A 25,922-nucleotide genomic window follows, 5' to 3' on the forward strand; every position below is an offset into this window, starting at 1 on the left:
CAACATAGGTATAATACGCGTCATGAAAAAGAATAAAGCTAATAATAACACTATTGCCTTAAATAAAAAGGCGCGGCACGAGTATTCCTTATTGGATAAATTCGAGGCGGGTATGCAGTTACAGGGCTGGGAAGTGAAGTCAATTCGCGCTGGCAAAGTTAACCTTACTGATGCTTACGTATTTATCAAAGATGGTGAAGCCTATGTGACCAATATCGGCATTACGCCGCTCAATCAAGCCTCTAGTCACGTGGTTTGCGACCCAACCCGCACGCGAAAGCTATTGCTGCATCAACGTGAAATCGATCACCTCATGGGCGGACTCGACCGACAGGGTTTGACCATTGTAGCAACGGCCATGTACTGGAAAGCTAGCTGGGTAAAGCTCGAAATGTGGCTGGCCAAAGGTAAGCAAGAACATGATAAGCGCGACAGCATTAAAGACCGAGACTGGGCGCGCCAAAAAGAGAGAATGATGAAGCACAGCTAAAAGCAGAGATTTATTTCTGCTTCAGATAGATGGCGCTATGTCATTAAAATCTCTTGTGTTATACTACGTAATCACGCTCGGGGCTGCTCTGGATTCGACAGGATTCAATGATGCTGGAGGTGCATGCAGAGGTGCGGTTTGCCTCTTTAAAAAGCCGCAAAAAAATAGTCGCAAACGACGAAAACTACGCACTAGCAGCTTAATAACCTGTATAGGCCCTTCCACTTCAGCCGTTGTTCATTCGTGAAGGTTTGGAAGGTCATACTAATGAACTAGCGAGGGAAACTTGTCTAAGGTTGAACCGCGAAACAGTATTAGGCCAGCCCGACGAAATCCTGTTTGCCGGAGTTCATAGGGTTAAATAAATGACAAACTAAGCATGTAGTACCAAAAGTTGACGCTTTCTGGACGCGGGTTCAATTCCCGCCAGCTCCACCAATTTTTAAAAGCCCCTTTTTCGGGGCTTTTTTATTAGCTTTTTGCTTTGATTATACTAGGTATCACAGGGAATTTATCATGGATAAAGTGTTGCACATCGCCTTTTTATGTTGTCTGAGTTTGCTGACGGTCTCGATTAAAGCACATGCAAAACAAGCCTTTACACCCTCCGAATATGCTTGCAATGGCATCGATAAAAAGATTGAGAATATCAACAGCTCAATGCGTAAGGGGTACACCGCATCTCAGGGCGAGCGCTATCGAGAAGCGCTACGCACGCTCAAAAAGAAACGGTTTTCATGCAAGAAAAAAGGCTATTCGGTTAAATAACAAGGTAATTGCAGCACATGCGAAGCGCAAGCAAAATGACGTCAAGATAAATCGACTTTGCTTAGCTCATTAAGCTTATGAGCATTTTAAATGCCACTAAGCCTACGACGGGATTTGCGCTAAATAAGCTTCGATTTGCTGAATGCGATTGCCAATATCGCTAGCATCGCCCTTAGCGTGTGTTTCCTTGCCCTGCTGCTCAACTATCATCTCAAGCTGCCCTCGTACAAACTGATATTGCTGTTCGCTGCAGGCCTGCATTGCAACTTTTTGCAGCGATTCTAACAAGCGTATCGTGACCGACACATTGCTTTGCGCCTGCTGACGTATCTGATCAAATGCAGCGCTGCCTAAATCTTGATAGCACAGGGCTTTGCGATGAATACGTACCTGCCCAGCCTTATCTTTTAGTTCAACGCTGGGAAATTGCCGCGTCGTGATATCACACAGTATTGAGCTGAGTTTGTCGATGCACGTAATAGCGGTGTAAGGGTCATTTATACTTGGCGAAAGCGCCCTTAGCGCAATTTCAACCAGTTGATGTATAGCAAACTCTGGGTCTTGAACAGGAGTGCGCGTAGAACCTAAAACTATGTGCTTTTCAATATTAGATGCAGTGTTTTGTGCTTGAGTATCAGTGCTGTATAAACAACCAATAATGCTACCTTTCGGGATATAGTCGCCCGCAGAAAACGCCAGTTTCAAACGCTGGTCATGTTTGGCTAAATGCTCAATCAACGCGCTTGTATCTATTAACTGAACGTAACCAGAGCGTGAAGAGCGCAGCGCTGTTTCGTTACAATATTGTTCATCTTTGAGCTCAACTGTCGGCACTTGGGGACGCCATTTCTCGTCATCAACGTAACGCGGGAAGAACTTTGCAACACTTGCTTTGAGTTCGCAATATACATCGTTCACCACATTGTCTGCCTGTATAGACTTAGCAACATGGTGGATAAAGTGAATCAAAAAGCCCAAGCAAATGAGGGTCATTAACATGGCCCATAAAAAGCTCGTTGCAGGAATGATTTGATAAGGGGGGGCTAGACTGATTGCGCAATACACGAGCACGCAGTATAAAAAATTCGACGTGAATACACCCAGTACTATCTGTGTTGTTTTATCCATCATAAAATTACGCATGAGGCGCGGGCCAAACTGCGAAGAGGCCATGGTAAGGCTAACAATGGTGATGGAAAACGCGATGCTCGTTACGGTGATCATAGAGGCAGCGATGGTAGCCAGTATCGAGCGTGCAGCACTTAGGTTCATACTGTAAATAAATGGCAACATCTCTTGCAGCAAAACAGATGCACGAGCGTCTACCGTTACTGTGAGCACTGCCATCAGTATGGTTAACAACAGAATAATACTCGGTACAAACCAGAAGTTGGCCTGCACGCTTTCAATAAGGGGCGCTAATTTGCGTTTAAACATCCATGCCTGCCAAAGTGATAAGCACCTAAAAACTTAAGTGTTTAAGATATAGATTAACCATATCCACTATTTTGCTGTGTATTCAGTTGACAGCGTATTTATCAACCTCATTTAATTGAAACCAAAGCTCTGGGTCGTTGTGCGGGACATTTTCAGGTAGATAAGGGTTTTCGATTTCTATAATTAAACGGTCGGCCATTTTGATTTTACGAATGTAATCGGCATAAAAGCCGTAAAACAAAGTATTAAAACGACCGCTCCGGTGCAGTTTATCAAGGCCAGAGCGAATCCGAGCAGCGAGCTCTTTGTTGTTTTTACCCACGTAAAAAAAGTCTACCTGCGGGTAACGAAGCGCCAAGTTAGGCTCTATCACAATATCGGGATGCGACTTTCTGCGTAGAATAGTTTCGTCAAATGCCTCATAAACGCTACGAGAAAGAAAATCAAAGCGCTTATAATTTAGCATCTCAAACAAAGAGTCATAGTTGCTGCTGGTAATAACTCGCGCAAAATTATGCTGCATCACGGGTAAATCACCCCAATCACTGCCGTAACCGGCGGTAAATACATTTAAATCATTGAGCGTTTTTACGTCATCAAACCTGTCTAAATTGTTTTTGTTTATCAGCAGTACTCGCCAACCTAGTAGGCCTTTGCGAATGGGAAAAGGAATGGCGTTGAGGACTTCATTGGTTTGATTGCTAGCAGGCAACCACGCAACGTCTAGCTGTCCATCTTGTGCTTGTAACCACATAATCTGGCGTCTTTGACTCAAGCCACCAACATCAACGAGCTTACATTTTCCGTACTCAGCTTCGGTAACCTTTAAGATTTGTTGCAATAATTGCCGAGGGTATTCATGTCTTGCATCTGCGAACTCCTGTTTACCAGGATGGCGTATTTCGCACGCTACCGCAGTATTGCTTATAAAGCCGCTTAGGCTTGTTATGACGAGGGCTATAATCAAGGTTCGCCACAAAGAAAATTTACTTAGCATGGGCACTCGTCGCTTCTAATAAATAGGTTTTTTCAAAATCTTCGATATCTAAGGGGCGGCTGAAGTAATACCCTTGGAAAAGTAATTCACCATTGAGCATCAACCACTCAACTTGTGCCTGCGTTTCTACGCCTTCAGCAACGGTCACAAGGCCTAAGTTCCTCGACAATTGTATAATTGAACGAACTAGGTTTTCGTCTTGTTTATCAACGGTAATATCATTGATAAACGAACGGTCGATTTTCAGCTTATCTACCGGCAAGTCTTTTAAGTGACTTAAAGAGCTGTAGCCTGTGCCAAAATCATCAAGTGAAAAGCTAATCCCCATTTTCTTGAGGCTGATGATCTTTTTGATAGTATCAGCCATGTTATTCAAAGCAACGCTTTCGGTAATCTCAAATTCTAGCTTATCGCCCGCTACTTTATGTTTGAGGAGCACTCGCGACACAGTTTCAATAAAGTCGTGTTTTGCCAGCTGTTTGGCGCTAATGTTAACCGCAATTTTGAAGCCTTTAGGCAGCAGTTTGCGCTCATCTAGTTCGCAGATATAGCGGCAAACTGAATTTAAAATTCGTTCACCCACATCCACAATCAGCGAACTATCTTCTAGAAACGGAATAAATTCAGCCGGATTGATGGTCTCTCCATCTTTCTTCCAGCGCATTAAGGCTTCAGCGCCTTTCAATGTGTGCGTTTCGGAATCAACCAGCGGCTGCAACACAAAGTAAAACTCATCTCGGAACATCGCCTTCATGATGTCACGCTCAAGCTTAAGTAATTCAGCAGCTTGAGTTGCCATCTCATTTTTAAACAGCGTGACTTTGTTTCTTCCGGTTCGCTTAGACTCATACATCGCGGTGTCGGCGAATTGCAATATTTCATCCGCGGTGGCTTGGCCTTTGCGAAATACAATTACGCCAATACTAGCGGTAAGTGCGTAGCTATGAAGGCCAATATCGATTTCTTTATTAATGCACGCTCGTAAACGTTCACCGAGCACCTCAGCGCCGCTTGTGGCGGTTTTGAGGCTGTCTGAAACATTCTCTTCGATACATAAAAACTCATCTGCACCGAGTCGTGCAATAAGGTCAGAAAAGGAAAACTCTTTTTGCAGGCGTCTTGCGAGTTTTACAATGAGCTGGTCGCCCACGCTATGGCTTAATGTATCATTAATACGTTTAAACTGGTCTAAATCAGCTATGGCGGCAATGCCATACATCCCTTTTTCACCGTCGTTTGAGCGGTTTAGCACTTCATAGACTTTATTTCGATTAGGCAGCGAAGTGAGGGTATCGTAATACGCTAAGGACTCTATCTTCTCTTCTGCTTTTACCCGTTTAGTTACGTCAGATGACGTCGCAAGAATGCTGTGACCATCTGGCGTTTTAAATTTGACTAAGGTCATTTCCATGTAACATTCGTTACCGGTCGCATCCTTCATAGGCATGATATTACTGACCTGACGTTTTGCCGAAGCAATAAAACTCTGCATGTATTCCAGCAAGTCTGGGTCAAAGGGCTTGATTACGTCTTCGGCACTGCGTCCTTTCAACTCATAAATCGAGTAACCGTAAAATGACGCGGTCGCCTTGTTCGCGAAAACAAAGTCAAGATTATTATCAATTGAATAAATGAGTGCAGGTGCAGTGTCTAATATCAGCCTAAAGCGCTGGGAGCGCTCAGTAAGTAAAACTTGACCAGATGAGATGCGCGACAGCATGTCGTTTGCGGCATTTACAATGAGACTAAACTCATTTCGTTCGTGGCCCACTAAATGGCTGATTTTTTGAGTAGCGATTGATTTTGTATTGACTCTTTGAAACCGATTAGACAATCGCGTTAATGGCCCAGCAAGCGTGTAGTGGTACAAAATACTTAACGCAAGGGTTAACAAGATATAGCCGGCTACCGCGATAGCAAAGGCGCGTATCGCGCGGTCGTATACGCCAGATAAGGCAATGTGGTTATCAACTCTCAGCACCATTTCGCCATAAATCTGCGGACGACCATCGGCTAAAGTCTGTCCTGTTAACAACACAGACTCTTTACTAAAGTTCTCAATCACTAGCGATAAAATAGGGTTGTAGGAGGTATTGATAACGACGTTACCGTCTGTCTCTTGCCTAGAGAAGTCAGCCATTACGTTACCATGATCGTCTATTATGGCCACGTAACTAAAAAAGTCGAAGTATGAAAGTCCGTCAATAACCTGCTGTGCCATTGGGTTATCGAGCAAATATACCGCATTGCTTGCGGACCCACTGGCGGAGGTAACAATTGAGCTAATTAATTGTTTTACTTCTTGTTGTCGCTCTCTAAAGTCAAAAAACGTTTGTAAAAACGCCATGACCAACCCTAGACTCAATAGGAGCACAAGACTCCGAATGCCTAAAGTAAAAGAAAGCTTTCGCGTTAGCTTCATAAAATCTAGTAATCTCTTGGTTTCAAGCAATCATATATGATGTTAATTGAGTTTGGCAATTAATTAGCCTTGTAAGCGAAGTAATCGGCACTAAATAACAAAATGATTAGCAGTTAACTGAACTTATTGTATCATGAGCCCTATAACTGTGTGTGCATAAAATAAACAAGCGAGTAACCATGTCGTCAAACTCAAAAGATACTGATTTTGCCCCTATTAATATAGATGTGAGCGATCGTATACCCGCAGGCACGAAACGGTCTGCGCCGTCAAAGCAAGCACCACCTACGTCAGGTGCAGGCAAGTCATTGTTTGTTATTGCATTAATTATTGCATTGGGCGCTAGTGCAGGTTGCGCTTATTTATATACCGAATTAGAAAAAAGCAAAGAAACCATCGCTGCTAATGAAAATCGCTTACAGACCTTAGAAAATAGACTTTTTGCCACCGGCGAAGAAATGGGCAACTCCACCGTTGAACTGCAGGTTAAGGTGGGTGAACTTTCCGAAAAAACTGAAGAGCTATGGGAGCAAATGGACCGTTTGTGGGCATCTGCATGGCGCAGAAACCAAGAAGAAATCAAAACCCTAAACAGCGATTTAGCTTCAACAAAAGCAAACTTAGATAAAACGGTTGCCGATGTAAACAAAAAGGTCAATTCGGCGCAAAGCGGTACGCAGCAGCTAATGGCGCGTATCGATAGCCTAAACAGCAAAATCTCTGAACAAGCGAATAACCTTCTCGCGGTTAAAGTAGAGTCTGAAGGGTTTACCAACACCAATGCGTCGCAAAGCTCCGATATACGTGAGTTAAAAGAGAAAATACTGCTATTGGAAAAGCGCAATACATCACTGCTTCAAAAACTTAACGAAGTTGAGACCCAAGTAAAAGAGCTTACGGTTAAAACTATTTAGCGGCGCGTAGCACTTAAAAACAAAGAGACAGACAAAGGCCTCTAGAACCAAACGCTGTCTTTGTATTACCAGACACAAAAAAGCCACTCAATCGAGTGGCTTTTTGTTTAAAACTATTTGACTAGCGACGTAGACCTAAGCTAGAAATAAGACCTTGATATCGCTCAACATTCTTGCCCTTGAGGTAATCAAGCAATTTACGACGCTGTGATACCATGCGTAACAAGCCACGACGTGAGTGATGATCTTTTTTATGGTCTTTGAAGTGACCCTGCAGTTTGTTGATATTGTGCGTTAAAAGGGCAACTTGCACTTCAGGTGAACCCGTGTCGCCTTCTTTAACGCCGTATTTTGCAATGATATCTGCAGTTTCTTGTGTACTTAGTGACATAATAATCTCCAATATGAGTAAACGATGGCCCAATCACTAATTCAGTGCCATCAAAAGAGCGCGTAGTATACTGACCTTGCGAGAAACTTCAAGTCGTTTTGCTACTGAGTTTACGCTATGTAATACAGTACTACTGTGAATAGGTTTTTTTAGTATGGTTTGCGAATATAGCTCACTAAGGCAAGCATGACTCAATAAGCTGTTCTACACGTGTTCGTAAACTACCAAGCGCTTGGGCTGAAAGGTGTCTTGCTCTGTATATTCAACCATGCCTAAAAATACATCATCCGGGCCGTACACACGCAAACCTTGGCCTACATGCAAAGAGTTAAAAGCCTCACTTCCACTTTGCCCAGATAAACGCACGGTGCTTTGTTCACGGGGAATGGCCTGTCCTAGCTGTAGGGCTTTCATCCCTTTTGCATCTAAGCTAAGCGCAGCCAAACTAAGTACCGGCGTATCCATTGGCAGCAACAGTGCGTCCAGAATTCGCTGCTGTGCTTCTGCTGGCGCTGTCTCATCAATAAGAGCGCGATACTGCTCAACACTTTGCATTGTTGCGGGAAAATCCGCTACTTGGGTGCGACGTAACTCTCGTACATGTGCACCACAGCCTAAGAGCTCCCCCAAATCATCAATGATGGTTCGAATGTATGTTCCTTTTGAACAGTGGATACGCAGACGCAGTGAGTCATTTTCAAATGACAGTAACTCGTTACTAAACACCTCTATCTGCCTAGGTTCACGCTCAATGGTAATGCCTTGGCGTGCATAATAATACAAGGGGTGACCGTCATGTTTAAGTGCACTATACATAGAAGGAACCTGCTTAATAGGTCCTCTAAACTGCTCTAGGGCATGATTAAGCGCTGATAGACTTACATCAACATCGCGTGTTTGAACGACACTGCCGTCGGCGTCTGAGGTATCAGTGCGCACACCAAGCTGCGCTTCAACCTCATATGTTTTGTCTGCATCGAGCAAAAATTGCGAAAACTTAGTGGCCTCACCCAGGCAAACTGGCAACATGCCAGTGGCGAGAGGGTCTAAAGCGCCGGTGTGACCGGCTTTTGCTGCACCATACAAACGCTTAACTTGCTGCACAATCGCATTTGACGACTCACCTTGATGCTTGTCGACTAGCAAAATACCGTTTACTGAACGGCCTTTACGACGTCTTGCCACTATTGGTCTTCTTCTTTATGCTTCGCTTTATCAGACGCTACCGCTTCGTTAACTAAAGCAGATATCCGCGCCCCTTCTACTATCGACGTGTCTCGGAAAAAGTGGATCGCCGGCACGTTGCGCATTCTAACGCGTCGGCCTAACAAGCCTCTTACAAACCCTTTTGCATCAATAAGTTTCGCTAGATCTTGCTCAATTTTGTCTTCATCAGTGCCATAAAAAGTGATGAACACCTTGGCGTGTCCTAAGTCACGAGACACTTCTACGCCAGACACAGTAATCATCCCAACTTCTGGCTCTCTATGCTTAAATTCTTGCTGTAAAATACTCGCCACTTCTTTGTGAATTTGCTGCGCAACACGGTCGGTTCGCGAAAATTCTCTAGCCATAAATCCTCTCTTAGTTAGATGGAAAAAAACGGAGGCACAAGGCCTCCGTTGTTTCAATCTTACTTAATTTTATAATTGACGCTGAACTTCAACAATCTCAAATACTTCGATTTGGTCGCCTACTTTCACATCGTTATAGTTTTTCACGCCAATCCCGCACTCAATGCCTTTTTTCACATCTTGTACGTCATCTTTAAAGCGGCGCAGAGATTCTAGCTCGCCTTCGTAAATAACAACATTATCTCGCAGTACGCGAATAGGATTGCTGCGCTTAATCACGCCCTCTGTCACCATACATCCGGCAATTGCACCAATCTTAGGTGACTTAAACACGTCACGTACTTCAGCTAAACCAATAATTTCCTGTTTAAACTCTGGCGCAAGCATACCGCTCATTGCCTGTTTAACTTCATCAATTAGTTCATAAATAATGCTGTAGTAACGAAGGTCAATTTCTTCTGCTTCGACCATCTTACGCGCGGTAGCGTCTGCACGAACGTTAAAGCCAACAATGATAGCGTTCGATGCGGCTGCAAGCGAGGCATCCGTTTCAGTAATACCGCCAACTCCGGTTCCAATAATATTCACTTTTACTTCGTCGGTAGACAGCTTCGTTAAGCTTTCAGATATCGCTTCAATCGAACCTTGTACATCCGCTTTCAATACAACGTTAAGGTCTGAGACATCGCCGCTTTCCATGTTAGCAAACATATTCTCAAGCTTAGCTTTTTGCTGTTTCGCCAGTTTCAACTCACGCTGTTTAGTGTGACGTTTGGCAGCTACTTCGCGCGCTTTTCGCTCGTCTGCGACAACTAGGGCATCTTCGCCAGCAATGGGTACGCCAGATAAACCAAGTACCTCTACTGGGGTTGACGGACCAGCCACTTTTATATCGGTGCCGTTTTCATCGCGCATCGCACGGATTCTTCCATACTCTTCGCCGCACAAAAATATATCGCCTGGTTTAAGTTCACCTTCTTGCACCAATACAGATGCCACCGGACCACGGCCCTTATCAAGACGCGATTCAATCACAATCCCGCGAGCAGGACCGCTTGCTGCTGCTTTAAGGTCAAGTACTTCCGCCTGTAGGCTGATTGCTTCTAGCAATTCTTCAACACCCAAACCGGTTTTAGCCGATACATTAACAAACTGATGATCACCACCCCACTCTTCTGAAATAACTTCAATCTGAGACAGTTCAGTTTTTACTCGGTCAGGGTCAGCCGATTCTTTATCCATTTTATTAACAGCTACAATAAGAGGAACACCGGCTGCCTTTGCATGCTGCACGGCCTCTTTAGTTTGTGGCATAACGCCATCGTCTGCGGCCACTACCAAGATAACGATATCGGTTGCGGTTGCACCACGTGCACGCATTGCTGTAAATGCGGCGTGTCCGGGTGTATCTAAAAACGCAATACGACCGTTGTCAGTTTCAACGCTATATGCACCGATATGCTGGGTAATACCACCAGCCTCACCGTCAGCCACTTTGGCTCGGCGAATATAATCGAGTAATGACGTTTTACCGTGGTCAACGTGTCCCATAATGGTCACAACAGGTGCACGAGTGACCTTTTCGCTGTCTGAATTATTGGCAACCAATTCGTCTTCTAGCGCATTTTCGTTAACAATCTCGTACTTATGATTCATTTCCTCAATCACTAGGATTGCGGTCTCTTGGTCGAGCACTTGATTGATAGTAGCCATCTCACCCATTTTCATCATGGTTTTGATAACCTCAGTGCCCTTCACTGCCATTCGGCTCGCTAGCTCACCTACACTTATTGTTTCGCCTAATTTTACCACTCTCTCCACCGGAGTTACGGGCTTTGTAAAGCCCTGTTTTAAATGTTCGCCTGCATTTTTCTTCGATTTTTTGCGACGACGGCTGCCGCGCTCAACCTGCATATCTTCTTCATCTTCCGCTTCTTGTGCGTAGCGATTAGAATGCAAATGCACTTCTTTGGCTTCTTCTTTTTTGCGCTGCTCCTCTTCTTCTTTCCAGCGGCGCTCATTTTCTAATGCAAGCTTACGTGCTTCGTCAGCGGCTTTCTTCGCGTCTTCTTCAAGCTTGCGCTGCACTTCTTCTTCTTGCTGCTTTTTCAAACGCTCTTCTTCAGCGCGGCTTTCTTCAAGCGCCTTTTTCTCTTCGTCTGTTAGTTTAGACTCAGAGGCCTTGCGCTCTTCCGCTTCTTTCTTCGCTTTTTCTGCGCGAGCCTGACGTTCCGCTTCTTGCGCACGGCGCGCTTCTTCAGCCTTCTTCTGTTTCTCTAATGCTGCTTTTTTGGCTTCTTCTTGCGCCTTTTGTTCAGCTTCTCGCTTCACGCGGGCTTCTTCGTCGCGACGCTGCGCTTCTTCTTCGGCAAGACGCTTCTCTTCTATATCACTGCGCTTGACGTAGGTACGCTTTTTCCGCACTTCTACTTTTACCGCTCGCGACTTACCTAAATTCAAGGTGCTGGTCGTTTTACGCTGTAGCGTCATTTTCTTTGGCGCTTGTGCACCAGCACCGCCATGTTGTTTACTTAAGTGATCGAGCAGCTTTTGTTTTTCTTCTTCTGTCACGTTATCGGTTGCGGTTTTTACTACGCCCGAATCTTTAAACTGCTGCACTAAACGGTCAACCGAGGTTCCAATATCACTCGCTAACTTTTCGATGGATACTTCTGCCATAGTGTTACTTACTCCCCTTGACCCTATTCTTCGTTAAACCAAACGATGTTGCGTGCCGCCATAATTAATGCGCCGGCTTGCTCTTCACTTAGTTCCTCAATGTCGCTGATTTCGTCGGTACCTTGCTCTGCCAAGGACTCCAAATCAGTGATGCCACGACTTGCTAGGATATATGCAACATGTCTGTCCAATCCTTCAAGGTCTAGTAGCTCTTGTTTCGGCTCTGCGGCCTCTAGCGATTCTTCATTCGCTAAGGCTTGCGTAGTTAACGCTGCTTTTGCACGACCGCGTAATTCCTCAACAATATCCTCATCTAAACCATCAATCTCTAAAAGTTCAGACGCGGGCACGTAGGCCACTTCTTCTATCGTTGTAAAGCCTTCTTCTACCAATACAAGTGCAAAGTCTTCGTCTATTTCTAGATATTTGGTAAACAAGGCCAGTACTTTTTCGTTTTCCGCTTGGTGCTTATTATTCATGTCCTCGATGGTCATGACATTAAGCTCCCACTCGGTTAGCTGGCCGGCTAATCGAACGTTCTGTCCGTTACGGCCAATGGCCTGCGCTAAGTTGTCACTTTCTACAGCAACGTCCATAGTGCGCGAGTCTTCATCTACTATAATTTGGGCCACCTCAGCAGGTGCCATAGCATTGATAACATACTGAGCTGGGTTTTCATCCCAAAGCACAATATCCACACGCTCGCCGCCAAGCTCACTTGATACCGCTTGAACGCGTGAACCACGCATCCCAACGCATGCACCAACTGGGTCTAAACGTTTATCGTTAGTTTTAACCGCAATTTTTGCTCGTGCGCCCGGATCGCGAGCCGCCGCCTTAATTTCTAGCGTTTCTTCGGCAATTTCTGGCACTTCCAGTCTGAATAATTCAACTAACATGTCTGGGTGGGTGCGGCTAATGAATAGCTGAGCGCCTCGCGCTTCTGGGCGAATCACGTACAACAAACCTCTAACACGGTCGCCCGGTCTGAAGGTCTCTCGCGGAAGCATGTCGTCTCTGAAAATAACGCCTTCAGCGTTATTACCTAAATCTACAATGACGTTATCACGGTTGACCTTTTTCACCGTTCCGGTAACCAACTCGCCAACTTTATCTTCATATTCGGCAATCATTTGTGCGCGTTCGGCTTCGCGGACTTTTTGCACAATGACTTGCTTTGCGGTTTGTGTAGTAATACGGTCAAAGGCAATTGAATCAATTTGATCTTCTATATAATCGCCCAATTGAATATCTGGCTCGTCAACTTGCGCCGCAGAAAAGGTAATTTCCGCATACGGATTTTCTTGCTCTTGATCATCTGCAATCACCAGCCAACGACGGAAGGTATCAAAATCGCCCGTCTCACGGTCTATTGCAACGCGTACTTCAATTTCGCCGCTGTTCTTCTTTTTGGTTGCACTGGCGAGAGCAAACTCTAGCGCTTCGAAGATTTTCTCTCTTGGCACTTGTTTTTCATTTGATACCGCTTCTGCAACTAATAATATTTCTTTGCTCATATTTTCTTATTTGCTTGCCAATCGGCAAACATCCCCATATTAATCAAAATTAGGCACTAAATTCGCTTTACTGATATTACTGATAGGCAACACAAAGGACTCACCATCCACATCTATATGGATATGGGTATCGGTACTTTGAGTTAGCTTCCCTTTAAAATTACGACGATTGTCTTGCGGTAAGTTAAGCTTTACCGTTATCTCTTCTCCCACTACGCTGGCATAATGACTGGCCTTAAATAGCGGACGGTCCATACCGGGGGAAGATACTTCTAAGTTGTATTCGGTTGTGATTGGGTCTTCAACATCTAATACCGCGCTGACTTGATGACTAACATTGGCGCAGTCATCAACATCAACACCGTTCTCGCTGTCGATGTAAACCCGCAGGGTCGAATGCTTGCCGGCACGGATAAACTCTACCCCCACCAATTCAAAGCCCGTAGCCTCGACTGGCGCGTTCAACATGTCAGTTAACTTTTGTTCTAACTGAGACAATACTCTCTCCGATTAAATAAAATCTTTTCAACACTCGCACAAAAAACGCATATAAAAAAAGGGCATATCGCCCAATTCATATTTCAACGCGTAAAGCGCAAAAACAAAAAAGCCCCGGACAAGCGGAGCCTTATAAGAATTCTTTTCACCAAAGCCATGGTGGACACATTTTTAACTATACCTTAGCACTCAAGGGACGCTTAAAAATGCCGCTCGTCTGATAGCCCACTACTCGTTGAAAACGACCGATGCTCTATCAATGGGCGTAGTATAACGACTTGATTGATGTTTCGCAAACCTAATTTATCCTTATCCTACTTTTGCTAAACGCATTTGCTGCTTTGCATCCTCAGCTTCAAAGAAGTTCATCAATTCGCTCATGCCGTTGGCCTGACTACCGAGCTCTTCGCTTGCGGCTGCGGCCTCTTCGACCATCGCCGTGTTTTGTTGGGTCAACATTTGCAGCGACTCAATCGCTCGGTGTATTTCACTAATACCCGTACTTTGCTCTTCTGCTGCGGTTGATATTTCGCTAACAATACTGCTAACGTTTTCAACTTGACGAATAATATCTTCCAAGGTTTTACCTGATTCGTTTACCAGCGCCGAGCCGGCCTCTACTTTTTTGACACTGTCTTCAATCAATCGCTTGATTTCCTTCGCAGCGTTAGCGCTTCGTCCGGCGAGGTTTCTTACTTCACTTGCTACAACGGCAAAGCCTTTACCTTGCTCTCCAGCGCGAGCAGCTTCAACCGCGGCATTAAGCGCAAGTAAATTCGTTTGAAAGGCAATCGAATCAATCACACTAATTATGTCGCCAATACGACCGCTTGCCTGGTTTATTTCGCCCATTGCGCCAACCGCCTGCTTCACAACATCGCCGCCCACTTGCGCTTGTGCTTTTGCCTCTGATGCTATTTTATTGGCATGACCGGCATTTTGAGCGGTGTGCTTAACTGTTGATGTGATTTCATCCATACTCGCAGCGGTTTCTTCTAAATTGCTCGCTTGCTGCTCAGTCCGCGCACTTAAACTACTGTTGCCAGTGGCAATGTCTTGCGCTCCGGCATTAACAGTGACCGCCGCTAGTTTAATTTCTTTAACCACTTCGTTTAGCTTGTCAACGGTCGCGTTAGTGTTAGTTTTCAGTGTATTAAAGCGTCCCGGGAACTCAGCACTAATCGTCTGGTTAAGTTTGCCCTGTGATAATGCTTTAAGCACGCTTTCTGTTTCTTCAAACACGCCTTCTATCGCTTCAACCGACGTATTGAGTTTGACTTTAATGTCATCAAGCTGCCCTGGGAGCTCGGCATTTACTCGCGCCTCTAGCTGTCCTTTTGCAACTGCCGCCATAACCGAATCCACTTCACCGAGGGCCACATCAATCGATGTCATGGCAGAGTCTGCCTGCTCAGCAAGCTTGGCATACTCACCCACCAATTCGCCTTGTGCTCGGTATTTAAAGTCGCCTTTACTCATGGCAAACATTGTGCTTCGAATAGTGGCGATTGCACTCTCAATTGCATCGGCTGAATTGTTAACACCAGATTTTAGCAAGGCTAGTTCGCCCTTCATGTCAGCACTGATGCGCTGTTCAAACTCGCCCTTAGCAAGTGCATCAACCACTTTATTAGCTTCTTTAATCGATTCTCCCATGGCTTCAGCAGAGGTATTTACGCCCTGTTTCAACACGAGCAGGTCACCTTTAAAGTCGGATTTCACGCGCCCAGAAAAATCGCCCGCAGACATTGCAGTTACCACAGCATTCGTTTCTTTAATAGAGGATTCCACATTCTCCAATAAGGTATTGAAGCTTGTAACTGTCTGCCCTACTTCGTCATCTCTTTCTACTACCACTCGTTCAGAAAAATCTGTGCTCGATGCGATGCTTGCCATCGCCGCCTTCATTTTCTCAACCGGTCGCAGTATTTTGTCGCTTGTGCGCATGGCAACATAAACAATTGCCGCAAACACCAACACACATATGGTAATAACAAACCAACGCAAACTTGTTACTGCTGCGTATGCTTCACCTTTTTCTATTTCTGCAAGCATGACCCAATCTAGTGAGCCAAATTTGACGGGGATGTAGCCAGAAAGCACGCTTTCATCTTGATAGTTACGCGTTTCGATTACCCCTGATTCGCCCTTAAGGCCCAAAGAAACAGACTCTGTATCAACTGCCAATTGGTTTCTAAACGATGCGTCAACGCTATATTGCTCTGGAAACTTATGTGAGTCTGAGCGCATTAACTTATCGCTCCCTACCAAATATGACTCGCCCGTCTGACCTAAACCTCTACGCTCCGACATTACGGTGGTTATGGCATCTAAGGGCATTTGAAAGACAAGTGAACCAATGCGCTCACGTCCATTAAAAATCGGCGAAGCAATAAAGCTTGCAGGTGCCTCATAAGAGGGTGTGTATTGTGCATAATCGAGCAACACAAAATCACCGGCGTCGCTCAAATTTAACGATGCTTGAAAGGCTTTTCCGAGTCCACTACTTGCATACGCGCCGTTTAGTAGGTTCGTTGCGTAGTCGAGTTCTTTGTACACCGAATACACAACACGGCCTTTTGTGTCGACTAGAAATATATCGTAGTAGCCAAAACGTTCTAAAAAGTCTTTGTAGGTTTGATGCACTAATGAATGAGATGCATCATATTGAACATTTAAGTCTGAACTAAACATTTCATGTTTAGAGCCTAGCGGCGACGGATTCTTTTCAATATATGCGTGTTGCAGGATTACCGCTTCATTGCTTAGTGCGTTGAGCAAGGCTTGTGTGTTAATCGATGCACCGTCGTTGACCGACTGATATTGAGGTAAAAACTCATTGTTATAATAGCGTGCCAGTTCGCTTCTCATTTGCTCGATTTGCGCACTCGACACTTGCCCATCCGTGCCAGCGACCTCAAGCGCAACAGTATCAAAACCTGTCACTATATCAGCAAGGTTTGAGGCAAGATTTGGGTCATTCGATGCGGTGATTACCTGACTAACAATGGTTTTGCCATACTCTTGAATCGCCACGACCTTATTATATTTTAGCGCCTCTAGATTCTGAGTCACCATGTTTGTTGCCATGTTGCTGGTAAGCCACAGGGCCAAAACACTTATTACGAGCAATGGCACGAGCCCTACTATTAAGAGTGTTTTTGTTAAATCCTGCTTCAATGTGTCTTTATTACCGAGAATTTGACTGATATCGAGTGCTTGTATCTTTGCAAACATGGTTGGCGTGCCCGTTTTTAAGGTTTATCTTGGCGCACCATGTAAGTGACTTACCTACATGATACTCATAACTTAAAATGTGTATCGGTTAAAAGCCGGATAAACTTTAAGTGATATGAGTATCTTTTGCGGTTGAGCGGAATATAGCTTGGTGCAGCTAACAAAAAAGCGCTTTAGGAGGATTTATCATAAATATTTAACGTGAGTATTTAAGGAAATGAGGGCATGTTGAACCTTGTATTGTGACCATTGAATGTGACGATTATCAAAACGTAAATCATTAAGTCACTAAAAATTGCGCTCGTAACTGTACTTTTTTATAAATTCCATATAAATTTTCAAAGTATTTGATTACATATTAGCGATGGATGTACTTCTAAAATCTGTAATATTTATAAATATTTACTTGAAGACACTGTCCAGTAGCTCGCTTGAGTTAAACAAATATTCGCAACACTAAATGAACAACTGAATATTACGGGGAGCGAGCGCTTTGAATCACCAGCACAATCAACATTTTGCCAATACATCTGCATCTAACTTTTACACAAAACTAAGTTGTTTATTATGCCTTCTAGTCGTTTTTGCACTCACGGGGTGTGATGTCTCTAAAAGAGATATCAAGCAAGACAGACCAGATGCCGTAGTGATTGAGCGCCTGCCGCCTGAAATTAGCATCTCGGCCCCAACGCTTATATATTCTGGTGATGTCGCCAGTCTAACGGCCACAGTTGTTGACCCAGATGGCGTGCCGTCTAAACTAAGCTGGGTACAAACATCAGGAACGCCGGTTGAACTCTCTAGCACACGGGCTGAGAGTATTTCATTTACTGCGCCCATGGTGCTAAACAGCTCTGAAAGTTTAACATTTGAGCTTACCGCCACCCCCATTGACCAAGAAGGTTTTACAACCACCGAATCCGTTTCAATTGACCTCTACCCATTTCCACTTACCGTCACAGCAGAAGATAAGCGCGTTACAGCAGGCGATTCGGTTATACTATTTGGTGCCTCCAACGTTGGCGAAAATCATCCTCAAAGCATTCAATGGGAGCAAATCAGCGGAACATCGGTTGCACTTAGCGAGGCAAACACCTACACGCCAAGCTTTACAGCACCTGAGGTGTTAAGCCCCGATACGCTCGTTTTTAACCTCACAGTCTCAACAGAAGGTATTGAGCGTAGCACGCAAGCTACCGTGTCTGTTGCTCCTTCTCCGGACGCACTTGAACTGCTTAATTCTTTTGCTCAACTTGGCAACGCTACCCCAGTTTTGACAGAAAAAACATTCTCCGCAACCCCCGGTTCAGTGGTGCGCTTGGTGAGCGTTACGCCACTGCCAGCAGGAACAAGCATTCAATGGGATCAAGTTTCCGGAGCACCCGTTGTTATAAATGGTGCAAACAGTGACTCTGCGTCTTTTACGATGCCATTTGGCCAAAGCTCTCCTCTTGTTTTTCAGTTGAGCGCTACCGAAGCCTCTGGTATTACCAAAGTCGTTAATCAAAAAGTCTTTTCAGGACCGATATCTAACACGCCAAACACCATTACTGCATTGGCGGGTTCTCCAGTGTCTGTTCATGCAACCACCACTAGTCCCGATACTGCTTCAAAAAACTGGGTACAGATATCTGGGCCTGCTGTAACACTAACGGGCAACCAAACGTCTACAGTAACATTTACTGCACCGCAGAAGGTCTCTACAGATAACCACACCATAACCCTTGAGCATACAGTGACGCCCAGCACTGGAGCGCCCATAGTCACTATGCATAAGGTTAATCTGGCGCCTAAAGAAGTGATTGTGCAGCGTGAGATTAATGCTTTTACAGGGTCAACGGTCACCCTTCATGCAGACACAACAGGCAGTGAGAGCTTTGAATGGTCTCAGTTATCTGGTCCTTCTGTCTCTTTGACCGATATTACATCGCAAACCACTCAGTTTACTGCGCCTGATTCTACCTCTGGTGGACAAACAATCACGGTTCAAAATGTGGCTACTACCGGCGGTACACCATTATTGCTAAATAAAACGGTCTACACCGTGCACCTCGTTTCTCCCCCACCGCCATTGACATTAAGCGTCACAACCGGCGCACCTCAGCTTGCTGAGGGAAGTCTAGGCGTTTTACATTCAAGCGCTGCCGGTGGCACGCCTCCCTATTCGTATGCATGGACCCAAGAGTCTGGTCCAGCGGTTAGCCTCGACCTTAGCAATGTGGAAGCACCAACCTTTATCGCTCCAGTTGTTTCAGCGTCAACGCCGCTCGAATTTTCCCTTACTATTACTGATGCTGATGGCGTATCACAAACTGCGCCAGCATCATTTAACGTTGAGCCATCTCTCATTGCTTTAAATCTAAGTCCTAGCCCTGACGTTTTGTCAGGTGCACGAGCTTTCCTTCATGCGTCAGCCTCTTCAACAAACGGTGCAGTTGCTCTGACGTGGACGCAAGTGTCAGGTCCGAGCGTAACGCTCGATACCAGCATTGAATACTCGCCGGTTTTCACTGCGCCCACTGTGATATCAAGCACCTTACTCGAGTTTGAAGTAACTGCCACAGATGCATCTGGCGCTCAGACTGATTCTGTGTTTGTAAGAGTCACGCCGAATGCACCGATGACCATTCCCCCGCTTGAGATAACACCAACGCCACAATTGAGCTTAAATGAAGGCAAGCGCGCAAGCTTAAATGTGAGCGTGGCGGGCGGAGATGGCAACTACACATATAGCTGGCTAGCTAAGACGCCAGGCCTAAGTATTGTTGACGCGACGATACCCACGCCTGAAATCATAGCGCCGCTTGTTAGCGCCGACGAAACTGCAAGTTTAGTAGTCACCGTTACAGACACTAGCGGTAATTCGGTGTCAGCTCCAGTGAGCATACTGGTGCGTAACGTCCCTCTTTTGGTGGATGCTGGATCAGATATCAAAATAAATGATGACGTCGAGACAAGTCTTCACGCTAGGGTTACACAAAAAACCAGTGCTCCCTATAGCTACAACTGGACACAGGTTTCAGGCGGCTCGGTTGCACAAATTACGGGAGATAACACTGCAAACCCAGTCATTGGATTACCAGCGGATATATCTGAAACATATGAATTTGAGCTAGAGGTTACAGACGCTAACGGCGAAACCGCAACAGACAGCATTTTGGTAACGGCTACGTTTGATTTAGGCGCTGATGCTGGCGTGGACCAAACCGTGACTGAAGCTACCACTGTATCTTTGCACGGGACAGACGTTGGTGGGCTTGGTGCGACATCGGTAAGTTGGGCTCAGCTTGAAGGTCAGACGGTTTCTTTGCTTAACGCAACTACTCTCAATCCTTCATTTACGGCACCGATAACGCAAACTAATAGCCCTGAAAAGCTGGTTTTTGAAATTACTGCCACTGACGCACAAGGACGAATTGCCAAAGATACCGTCGTTGTTGATGTTGAGCCTCGCCTACCCGCAGTCAGCGTTGCCGGCGCTGACAGATTTCCCGAATTATCTGCGAGCACATTGTTAGCTTCGGTTTCTGGCGGTACACCGCCTTACACCTACAGCTGGACACAAAGCGGTGACTTTTCTGCAGTCATTACCTCTGCAGATAACGAACAAAACATATCATTTACCACTCCGACCTTTAACGCACAAACAGATAAAGCAATCTTTCAAGTCGAGGTAACCGACGCGCGCGGTCATACCGCGGTTGGCACGCACGGATTTTTGCTTTATGCCACGCCGAGCGCGCCAGACCTTACCCTGGTTGAGAGTATTGCTGGCACTATGGTGTCAGGCTCCAGTGCGCCCGCTACCGTAGAAGTGACGGCCGGTACATCACCTTATTCATTTGATTGGAGTGATGACTCTACTGGCACATTTGCACCTGACAATACGGTACAAAATCCCGGCTATACCGCGCCAGTCGTTGCTGCTGATAAAACGGTAAATGTGAGAGTGAATGTGAGCGATAGCGTTAATGCCAGCGATACGGCGGTGCAACCGGTACTTGTGACGGCGGTGCCCTTGGAAGTGAAAATAAATTCCAATACAACGGTTGTGCGCGGTCAGCAGGTGCAGTTAAACGCCGATATCAGTGGCGGCATTCAACCATACTTAATTAAAGCATGGCGTGACAACACGACAAAAAGTGATATTGGTACTGGCCAAAGCATAGCACTCGATACCTCAGACCTTGAGGCGGGCGATTATACTATTTCGTTTATTACACGAAGTAGCCCACCGGCGCTATCACTCACTACTCGCCAATTTATTTTGAGCGTTAAGAATCCACCTCGCACCTTGACTGTACCAGGGGCGGCAAGTCTTAAGGCAGGTGATTCGTTTACTGGGACAGTCTCGGTAAGTCCTACCTTTGCAGGTGAGGCATTTACGTTCGATGTAACCCCAGCAGGGAGTGGTCCAGCAATAAGCCTATCTTCAATAAGCGGCATTAGCAGTAACTTGAGCGCAGACTCGTTGGCAGCCGGCGTCAACGAAACATATACCGTTACCGCCACGCAAGGCAGTGAAATACTGACGGCTAGCTTTACGCTGAAAACGCCTGCGGCGGCGCCAGCACAAGCCCCGCTTAAGGGAGTCGCAACATGTGTGCCGCCTCTATGTGGCGTTGGTATTCCAGGCACAGAAACCATAGTAAATTGCCCAACCGATAAGCCCTATGCATTAAATACTGTTGAACGCACGGGAGATGGATTTATTAATGTTACTAAGTCCTGTGGGTCTACAAATGATTGCCAAGCAAAATGGTGGCGAGAGACTTCAGATGTTGTGCTTTGTACAGAGGCTATTGGTACATCTGATTATTTTGAACAAAGCTTTACATTTCCCTTTAGTTGCAGCTATTGCTGCGTGACAGACGGTTGTAACGTGCCTACGGTGCCGGCACGGAATACTTTATTCAAAGGCACAGCTGACTAAGGGGATATGATGAATCTTTTCGGATTATTTGGACGCAGAATCAATAAATATGGAAACAGAATGATGAGCCTTACACGCCTTAGTATACTTTTTACGATATTGTTATTTCCCGCCCTATCACAAGCAAGTAATGTTGATAAGGCAGACCTATTAATTACGGGGGGAATCTCCTACTATCCCGACTTTGACGACTCGGCGGCGAAGGAAGGTATTGGTACCTCAGTAGATGTTGGCTATGCAATATCACCGAAATGGCTTGTATCGATGAGGTATTCCTATTTTGAGATAGACACACCATCAGCTTTACCCATAAGTGGTAGTTCAGATGTGTTTCGACTAGGGCTGATGTATGCATTCACCGAAACGCATTCAGTGAAGCCCTTTTTATCTTTAAATATAGGTCTTGCAGATGAGATTTCTTTTACAAGTGACGTCGACGAAAACGAGTTTCGTGACAAGCAGCTTGGTTTAGGTGGAGGCCTGCTCTATTCACTTACCGACAATTTGGCTTTGAGGGGAGACTTACATTTGACCTATAGCTTCGAGTATCAAGAAGCTAAGCCAACGGCACTTTTAGGAGTAACTTACCGTTTTGATTAAGAAGTATACCAACTAAGCTTAAAACAAAAAAACCCGCTAAATATAGCGGGTTTTTTAATGTGGTTGCGGGAGCTGGATTTGAACCAACGACCTTCGGGTTATGAGCCCGACGAGCTACCAGACTGCTCCATCCCGCGTCCGAAACTGGTAATCAGCGTGCTTGCTGAAGAGATGCGTATTATACATAGCCTTTAATGGGTTGCAAGCGCGATTATGCGATAAATACTAAATAAGGTCTGTTTGCATATTTTTCGCTCGCAGGGCGCGTATTATTTGAACGTTTCCATTTTTGTTGCCAACTGAAAATCAAGTTCACTCAGCCCGTTTACGTCGTGAGTCACAAGCTGTACTTCAACGGTATTATACACATTGAACCATTCTGGATGATGTTTAAGCTTTTCCGCCCATATAGCGATTTGACTCATCCAACCGAAGGCTCGAATAAAGCTTTTAAACTTAAACGTTTTACTCAGCTTCCCCTCTTTTATTATCCAAGGTGTATCGCCCGCGATTTCGTTCAAATCGTCAAGCGACTTTGCTATTTCAGCTTCTTCTAATCGTGTTGCCATATGTATCTCCTGTCAGGCTGTTTGCGCACACGGTTTGCATCTATCTATATCACCAATAAGTTGCTAAGCCGCACACCAAGCCATTTTTGATTATCACCTCATATAAAAATAAAGCCCCTTACGGAGCTTTATCGTTTATCGCTAAGATGTGGTTATAAATTATTAAAATTCAACCGCTAAGCGAACATATAGCTGACGTCCTCGAGGGTCATGCACTTTTGAATCAAAGCCTGAATTGGTAAAGACCTGCGGAGGTTCTTCATCAGTCAGATTGATACCGCCAAGCGTCATTACATAACTTGTCTGAGTATCAAATACAGTTCCTAAGTCGACGCTAAATTGCGCATCATAGGTCACATGGCTATCGATTTCTTGCAAGCCTGCAGTTCCACAACCGGCAGCAATGGCGCTGCCATCAGCACAGTTTTGGTCGTCATCGTAGCTACTAACATACCGCACAAACACATTTGCACTGTATGCCTCGTTTCGCCAACCCAACCCTAGATTTGCGCGAAGCTCTGGCGATGAAACCCCAACATTTGTAAAGTTACGGCGACCTGCTCCGTCTATCTGACCTGCCTGTGGATCATCAAGATCATAGGTCAGGATATACGTTGCCGTTAAATTTGGCACAAAGGTACCAATGTCGGTGTCAATTTTATAGCTCGTAACAAAGTCTACACCGTTGGTGTTAAGCTCCGACGCATTCACAAAGGTATTGTTTACCTGCACCAAGGGTCCATTCAACGGGTCACCAGCACGAATAATACGATTAGGGTCCTGTGGGTTTGCCGATAAAATTGCCTGAGCACTTTCCTGAATAATCAGCTCTTCAAAATCAAAGTTCCAATAGTCGAGCTCTAAAGATAAATCATCTATAGGCTCAAATGAAAACCCAATGTTGTAAGCAGTTGACTCTTCTGGCGTTAAGTCTTCATTGCCCGAGGTTCTCACTGCCGCGAAAGCATTCGCACCAATTAGAGGGTCGTTAAGTTGTTGTAGGGTGGTTGCGCCACCATTTCTCATGAACACTGAAGGCGCTCTAAAAGATGATGAATGCGACGCCCTGATGGAAAAATCATCGGTCGCGCGGAAATTAAACGCTACCTTATGATCTAGGGTATCCCCAACGGTATCGCCATAGTCTTCGTATCTCAGCGCAAGCTGAATGTCGAGCTTATCGTTAAACGGTAAGGCAAGTTCAGCAAAGGCGCCCCAAACATCTAAACTATCTTTGAAGTCAGGGTTACCAATAACAAAGGTGAACGAGTCTTGATTCGATAGTGCATCATAATCTTGCTCTAATGACTCATCTCTGTATTGCAGGCCAAAGGCAAGGCCGGCAATGCCGCCATCTAATTCAAACACGTCAACCGAAGCAAAGGCCTCATATACTTCTAAGTTCGATTTAGAATCAATTCTCTGCAGGCCAGAAAAGGAATCAATCACGTTTTGACTATTCGGTGAGGTGGTGTAGCTGCTTGCGAAAGGATTGAAATACTCACACGCGCCCTGCCCCGGAACGCCGGTGATAGGGTCGCAGCCCTTGCCGCCTAAACCGTTTAACGCTAACGAAAACTCAGAGCGAATAACATCTTCAACGCTAAATAAGAAGTCATTGGTAGCATTGGTATAGCTCACTTCCCAAAAACCAGCGTCTAACTCGCCCTGTAGAGAGGTGCTAAATCTGAACGTATCTGACTCGGTGTTGGCCGGGTCTGCGTCAAAGCCATTACCCTCGGCACGACCGAAAAAGACAACTGCCTGTCCAAATGGATTGTTCGGATGCGTAGCCGGCACGAGCGGACCGGTGAGTATGGGGAAGCTCGGCGCACCGCCACGTTCGGCGCGGTTGCGGGCATAAGATAACTCTGAGTTCCACATGATACTGTCGGTAACTTCATAGTTCGCTTTAACATACGCGTTCACGCGGGTTTCATCTGGAACGTACGAATACCCTGGGCCAAAGTCAAATCCGCACAAACCGATATCTAAGCCAGGTACAGTACCTGGAGGTGCCAAAAGTTGTGGAAATCCACCGAACTCAGCGCAACCGAATGGGTCAATAACCGGTGTACCTGCTAGCGGGCCCTGTGTGAAGAAATATGCACCGGGGTTACCTAGTGCACTGGTGTCATCTTGCGGGCGCGAAAGACGTCGGTCTGAGAGGAACAAAGGTGAGCGGTTGGTATAGCTAACCGCCGCCATAATATTGCCTTTATCAAAATTTGCGCCCCACAAGCCCTGCAAAATATATTCTTTGTTGTTGCCGTGGGCACCGTCTTGATAATCAACGGTGACTTTAGCGCCCTCGTAATTTCGCTTAGTGATGAAGTTAACTACACCTGCCACCGCGTCAGACCCATATAAGGCCGAGGCACCGTCTTTGATAACCTCCATACGATCGATAGCAATCATTGGAACCAATGACGATGTATCGACAAAGTTGAGACCCTCATTGGTTTGCTGCGCGTTAACTACTTGTCGTTTGTTATTTAACAATACCAAGGTGGAGGCAACGCCTAAACCACGTAAATTAATATTTGATGTACCCGCTGTCGCGTTTTGGGTAAACGCATCGGGCGTATTTTCTGACCCGGTGTTAATTGTGAGCGTTTGCGTAATGTCCGCAATGTTTTTTGCACCAATTGCGTCAATTGACACACTGTCAACGACAGCAAGCGGTGAAGGCGATTCAAAATTTTCACTTCGGCGCACAAAGCTACCGGTGACCATGATGAGTTCAACTTCAGACGATGCAGCATCATCGTCTTGCGCAGATTGTGCAATCGATACCGCTGGCACCGCCATAAGTTGCGTAGCAACGAAGGCTGCGAGCGCTGTTTTTTTAGCAGTAAACTTCATATTTCATCCCCTAAGTGGAAGAGCGCCGTGT

General features: G+C 45.5%; 17 protein-coding genes, 1 tRNA gene and 1 other RNA gene. 6 read left to right on the plus strand and 13 right to left on the minus strand.

Annotated features, from left to right (window positions below; translation table 11 throughout):
* Positions 1-22 precede the first annotated feature (22 nt).
* The 3 genes from smpB (at position 23) to ACFO4O_RS05365 (ending at position 1,258) form a co-directional block, all read left to right on the plus strand.
* Positions 23-490 (plus strand): SsrA-binding protein SmpB, encoded by a 468-nt coding sequence (gene smpB, locus ACFO4O_RS05355; RefSeq protein WP_382406323.1) that lies wholly within the window; start codon positions 23-25, stop codon positions 488-490.
* A gap of 79 nt (positions 491-569) precedes the next feature.
* Positions 570-928, plus strand: a transfer-messenger RNA (tmRNA) gene (ssrA, locus tag ACFO4O_RS05360).
* A gap of 78 nt (positions 929-1,006) precedes the next feature.
* Positions 1,007-1,258, plus strand: a complete 252-nt coding sequence (locus ACFO4O_RS05365; RefSeq protein ID WP_382406324.1) for a hypothetical protein — start codon at positions 1,007-1,009, stop codon at positions 1,256-1,258.
* A gap of 102 nt (positions 1,259-1,360) precedes the next feature.
* On the opposite strand, the gene ACFO4O_RS05370 is transcribed toward ACFO4O_RS05365, so the two are convergent.
* The 3 genes from ACFO4O_RS05370 to ACFO4O_RS05380 form a co-directional block, all read right to left on the minus strand.
* The gene (locus tag ACFO4O_RS05370) at positions 1,361-2,695 is read right to left on the minus strand and encodes a DUF2254 domain-containing protein (protein ID WP_382406325.1); all 1,335 of its coding nucleotides are present in this window, start codon (positions 2,693-2,695) and stop codon (positions 1,361-1,363) included.
* 82 nt (positions 2,696-2,777) lie between these two features.
* Positions 2,778-3,692 carry a hypothetical protein gene (locus tag ACFO4O_RS05375; protein ID WP_382406326.1) on the minus strand — a complete coding sequence of 305 codons (915 nt, stop codon included), beginning with the start codon at positions 3,690-3,692 and terminating at the stop codon, positions 2,778-2,780.
* The gene (locus tag ACFO4O_RS05380; RefSeq protein WP_382406327.1) at positions 3,682-6,039 is read right to left on the minus strand and encodes a putative bifunctional diguanylate cyclase/phosphodiesterase; all 2,358 of its coding nucleotides are present in this window, start codon (positions 6,037-6,039) and stop codon (positions 3,682-3,684) included. Before ACFO4O_RS05380 ends, ACFO4O_RS05375 begins: the two co-directional genes overlap by 11 nt.
* Before the next feature lie 254 nt (positions 6,040-6,293).
* Between ACFO4O_RS05380 and ACFO4O_RS05385 the strand changes: the two genes are divergently transcribed.
* Positions 6,294-7,028, plus strand: coding sequence for a hypothetical protein (locus ACFO4O_RS05385; protein WP_382406328.1), 735 nt, complete (start codon positions 6,294-6,296; stop codon positions 7,026-7,028).
* Between the two features lie 121 nt (positions 7,029-7,149).
* On the opposite strand, the gene rpsO is transcribed toward ACFO4O_RS05385, so the two are convergent.
* The 7 genes from rpsO to ACFO4O_RS05420 form a co-directional block, all read right to left on the minus strand.
* Positions 7,150-7,419, minus strand: coding sequence for a 30S ribosomal protein S15 (gene rpsO / locus ACFO4O_RS05390; RefSeq protein WP_382406329.1), 270 nt, complete (start codon positions 7,417-7,419; stop codon positions 7,150-7,152).
* 204 nt (positions 7,420-7,623) lie between these two features.
* On the minus strand, positions 7,624-8,604 hold the full coding sequence (truB, locus tag ACFO4O_RS05395) for a tRNA pseudouridine(55) synthase TruB (RefSeq protein ID WP_382406330.1): 981 nt from the start codon (positions 8,602-8,604) through the stop codon (positions 7,624-7,626).
* The gene (gene rbfA / locus ACFO4O_RS05400) at positions 8,604-8,993 is read right to left on the minus strand and encodes a 30S ribosome-binding factor RbfA (RefSeq protein WP_382406331.1); all 390 of its coding nucleotides are present in this window, start codon (positions 8,991-8,993) and stop codon (positions 8,604-8,606) included. The genes truB and rbfA overlap by 1 nt, the downstream gene beginning before the upstream one ends.
* A 69-nt stretch (positions 8,994-9,062) precedes the next feature.
* A complete protein-coding gene (gene infB, locus ACFO4O_RS05405) occupies positions 9,063-11,672 on the minus strand; it encodes a translation initiation factor IF-2 (protein WP_382406332.1) in 2,610 nt (869 codons plus the stop codon).
* Between the two features lie 23 nt (positions 11,673-11,695).
* Positions 11,696-13,189 carry a transcription termination factor NusA gene (gene nusA, locus ACFO4O_RS05410; RefSeq protein ID WP_382406333.1) on the minus strand — a complete coding sequence of 498 codons (1,494 nt, stop codon included), beginning with the start codon at positions 13,187-13,189 and terminating at the stop codon, positions 11,696-11,698.
* 39 nt (positions 13,190-13,228) lie between these two features.
* Entirely contained in the window at positions 13,229-13,687 is a 459-nt protein-coding gene (gene rimP, locus ACFO4O_RS05415; protein ID WP_382406334.1) for a ribosome maturation factor RimP, read from the minus strand.
* A 309-nt stretch (positions 13,688-13,996) separates the two neighbouring features.
* Complete coding sequence (locus ACFO4O_RS05420; RefSeq protein WP_382406335.1) at positions 13,997-16,924, minus strand: methyl-accepting chemotaxis protein; 2,928 nt, start codon at positions 16,922-16,924, stop codon at positions 13,997-13,999.
* 493 nt (positions 16,925-17,417) lie between these two features.
* On the opposite strand from ACFO4O_RS05420, the gene ACFO4O_RS05425 reads away from it, so the two are divergent.
* Positions 17,418-21,857, plus strand: a complete 4,440-nt coding sequence (locus ACFO4O_RS05425) for a PKD domain-containing protein (RefSeq protein ID WP_382406336.1) — start codon at positions 17,418-17,420, stop codon at positions 21,855-21,857.
* Positions 21,858-21,917: 60 nt separating this feature from the next.
* The gene (locus tag ACFO4O_RS05430; protein ID WP_382406337.1) at positions 21,918-22,457 is read left to right on the plus strand and encodes an outer membrane beta-barrel protein; all 540 of its coding nucleotides are present in this window, start codon (positions 21,918-21,920) and stop codon (positions 22,455-22,457) included.
* 60 nt (positions 22,458-22,517) lie between these two features.
* Here ACFO4O_RS05430 and ACFO4O_RS05435 read toward each other — a convergent pair.
* The 3 genes from ACFO4O_RS05435 to ACFO4O_RS05445 all read right to left on the minus strand — a co-directional run bounded on the left by ACFO4O_RS05435 (position 22,518) and on the right by ACFO4O_RS05445 (position 25,837).
* Positions 22,518-22,594, minus strand: a tRNA-Met gene (locus tag ACFO4O_RS05435).
* Between the two features lie 132 nt (positions 22,595-22,726).
* Positions 22,727-23,026, minus strand: a complete 300-nt coding sequence (locus ACFO4O_RS05440; protein ID WP_382406338.1) for a 4a-hydroxytetrahydrobiopterin dehydratase — start codon at positions 23,024-23,026, stop codon at positions 22,727-22,729.
* A gap of 162 nt (positions 23,027-23,188) precedes the next feature.
* The gene (locus tag ACFO4O_RS05445) at positions 23,189-25,837 is read right to left on the minus strand and encodes a TonB-dependent receptor domain-containing protein (protein WP_382408240.1); all 2,649 of its coding nucleotides are present in this window, start codon (positions 25,835-25,837) and stop codon (positions 23,189-23,191) included.
* Positions 25,838-25,922 lie beyond the last annotated feature (85 nt).

It is taken from the genome of Glaciecola siphonariae, assembly GCF_042652645.1.
In the GTDB taxonomy this organism is placed as follows: Bacteria; Pseudomonadota; Gammaproteobacteria; order Enterobacterales; family Alteromonadaceae; genus Glaciecola; species Glaciecola siphonariae.

Coding starts and splice junctions, on each gene's coding strand:
- rbfA (WP_382406331.1), bottom strand. CDS start 8,993: ATGGCTAGAGAATTTTCGCGAACCGACCGTGTTGCGCAGCAAATTCAC.
- infB (WP_382406332.1), bottom strand. CDS start 11,672: ATGGCAGAAGTATCCATCGAAAAGTTAGCGAGTGATATTGGAACCTCG.
- ACFO4O_RS05420 (WP_382406335.1), bottom strand. CDS start 16,924: ATGTTTGCAAAGATACAAGCACTCGATATCAGTCAAATTCTCGGTAAT.
- ACFO4O_RS05370 (WP_382406325.1), bottom strand. CDS start 2,695: ATGTTTAAACGCAAATTAGCGCCCCTTATTGAAAGCGTGCAGGCCAAC.
- ACFO4O_RS05430 (WP_382406337.1), top strand. CDS start 21,918: ATGATGAGCCTTACACGCCTTAGTATACTTTTTACGATATTGTTATTT.
- ACFO4O_RS05380 (WP_382406327.1), bottom strand. CDS start 6,039: ATGGCGTTTTTACAAACGTTTTTTGACTTTAGAGAGCGACAACAAGAA.
- ACFO4O_RS05445 (WP_382408240.1), bottom strand. CDS start 25,837: ATGGCGGTGCCAGCGGTATCGATTGCACAATCTGCGCAAGACGATGAT.
- smpB (WP_382406323.1), top strand. CDS start 23: ATGAAAAAGAATAAAGCTAATAATAACACTATTGCCTTAAATAAAAAG.
- ACFO4O_RS05365 (WP_382406324.1), top strand. CDS start 1,007: ATGGATAAAGTGTTGCACATCGCCTTTTTATGTTGTCTGAGTTTGCTG.
- nusA (WP_382406333.1), bottom strand. CDS start 13,189: ATGAGCAAAGAAATATTATTAGTTGCAGAAGCGGTATCAAATGAAAAA.
- ACFO4O_RS05385 (WP_382406328.1), top strand. CDS start 6,294: ATGTCGTCAAACTCAAAAGATACTGATTTTGCCCCTATTAATATAGAT.
- ACFO4O_RS05375 (WP_382406326.1), bottom strand. CDS start 3,692: ATGCTAAGTAAATTTTCTTTGTGGCGAACCTTGATTATAGCCCTCGTC.
- rpsO (WP_382406329.1), bottom strand. CDS start 7,419: ATGTCACTAAGTACACAAGAAACTGCAGATATCATTGCAAAATACGGC.
- ACFO4O_RS05440 (WP_382406338.1), bottom strand. CDS start 23,026: ATGGCAACACGATTAGAAGAAGCTGAAATAGCAAAGTCGCTTGACGAT.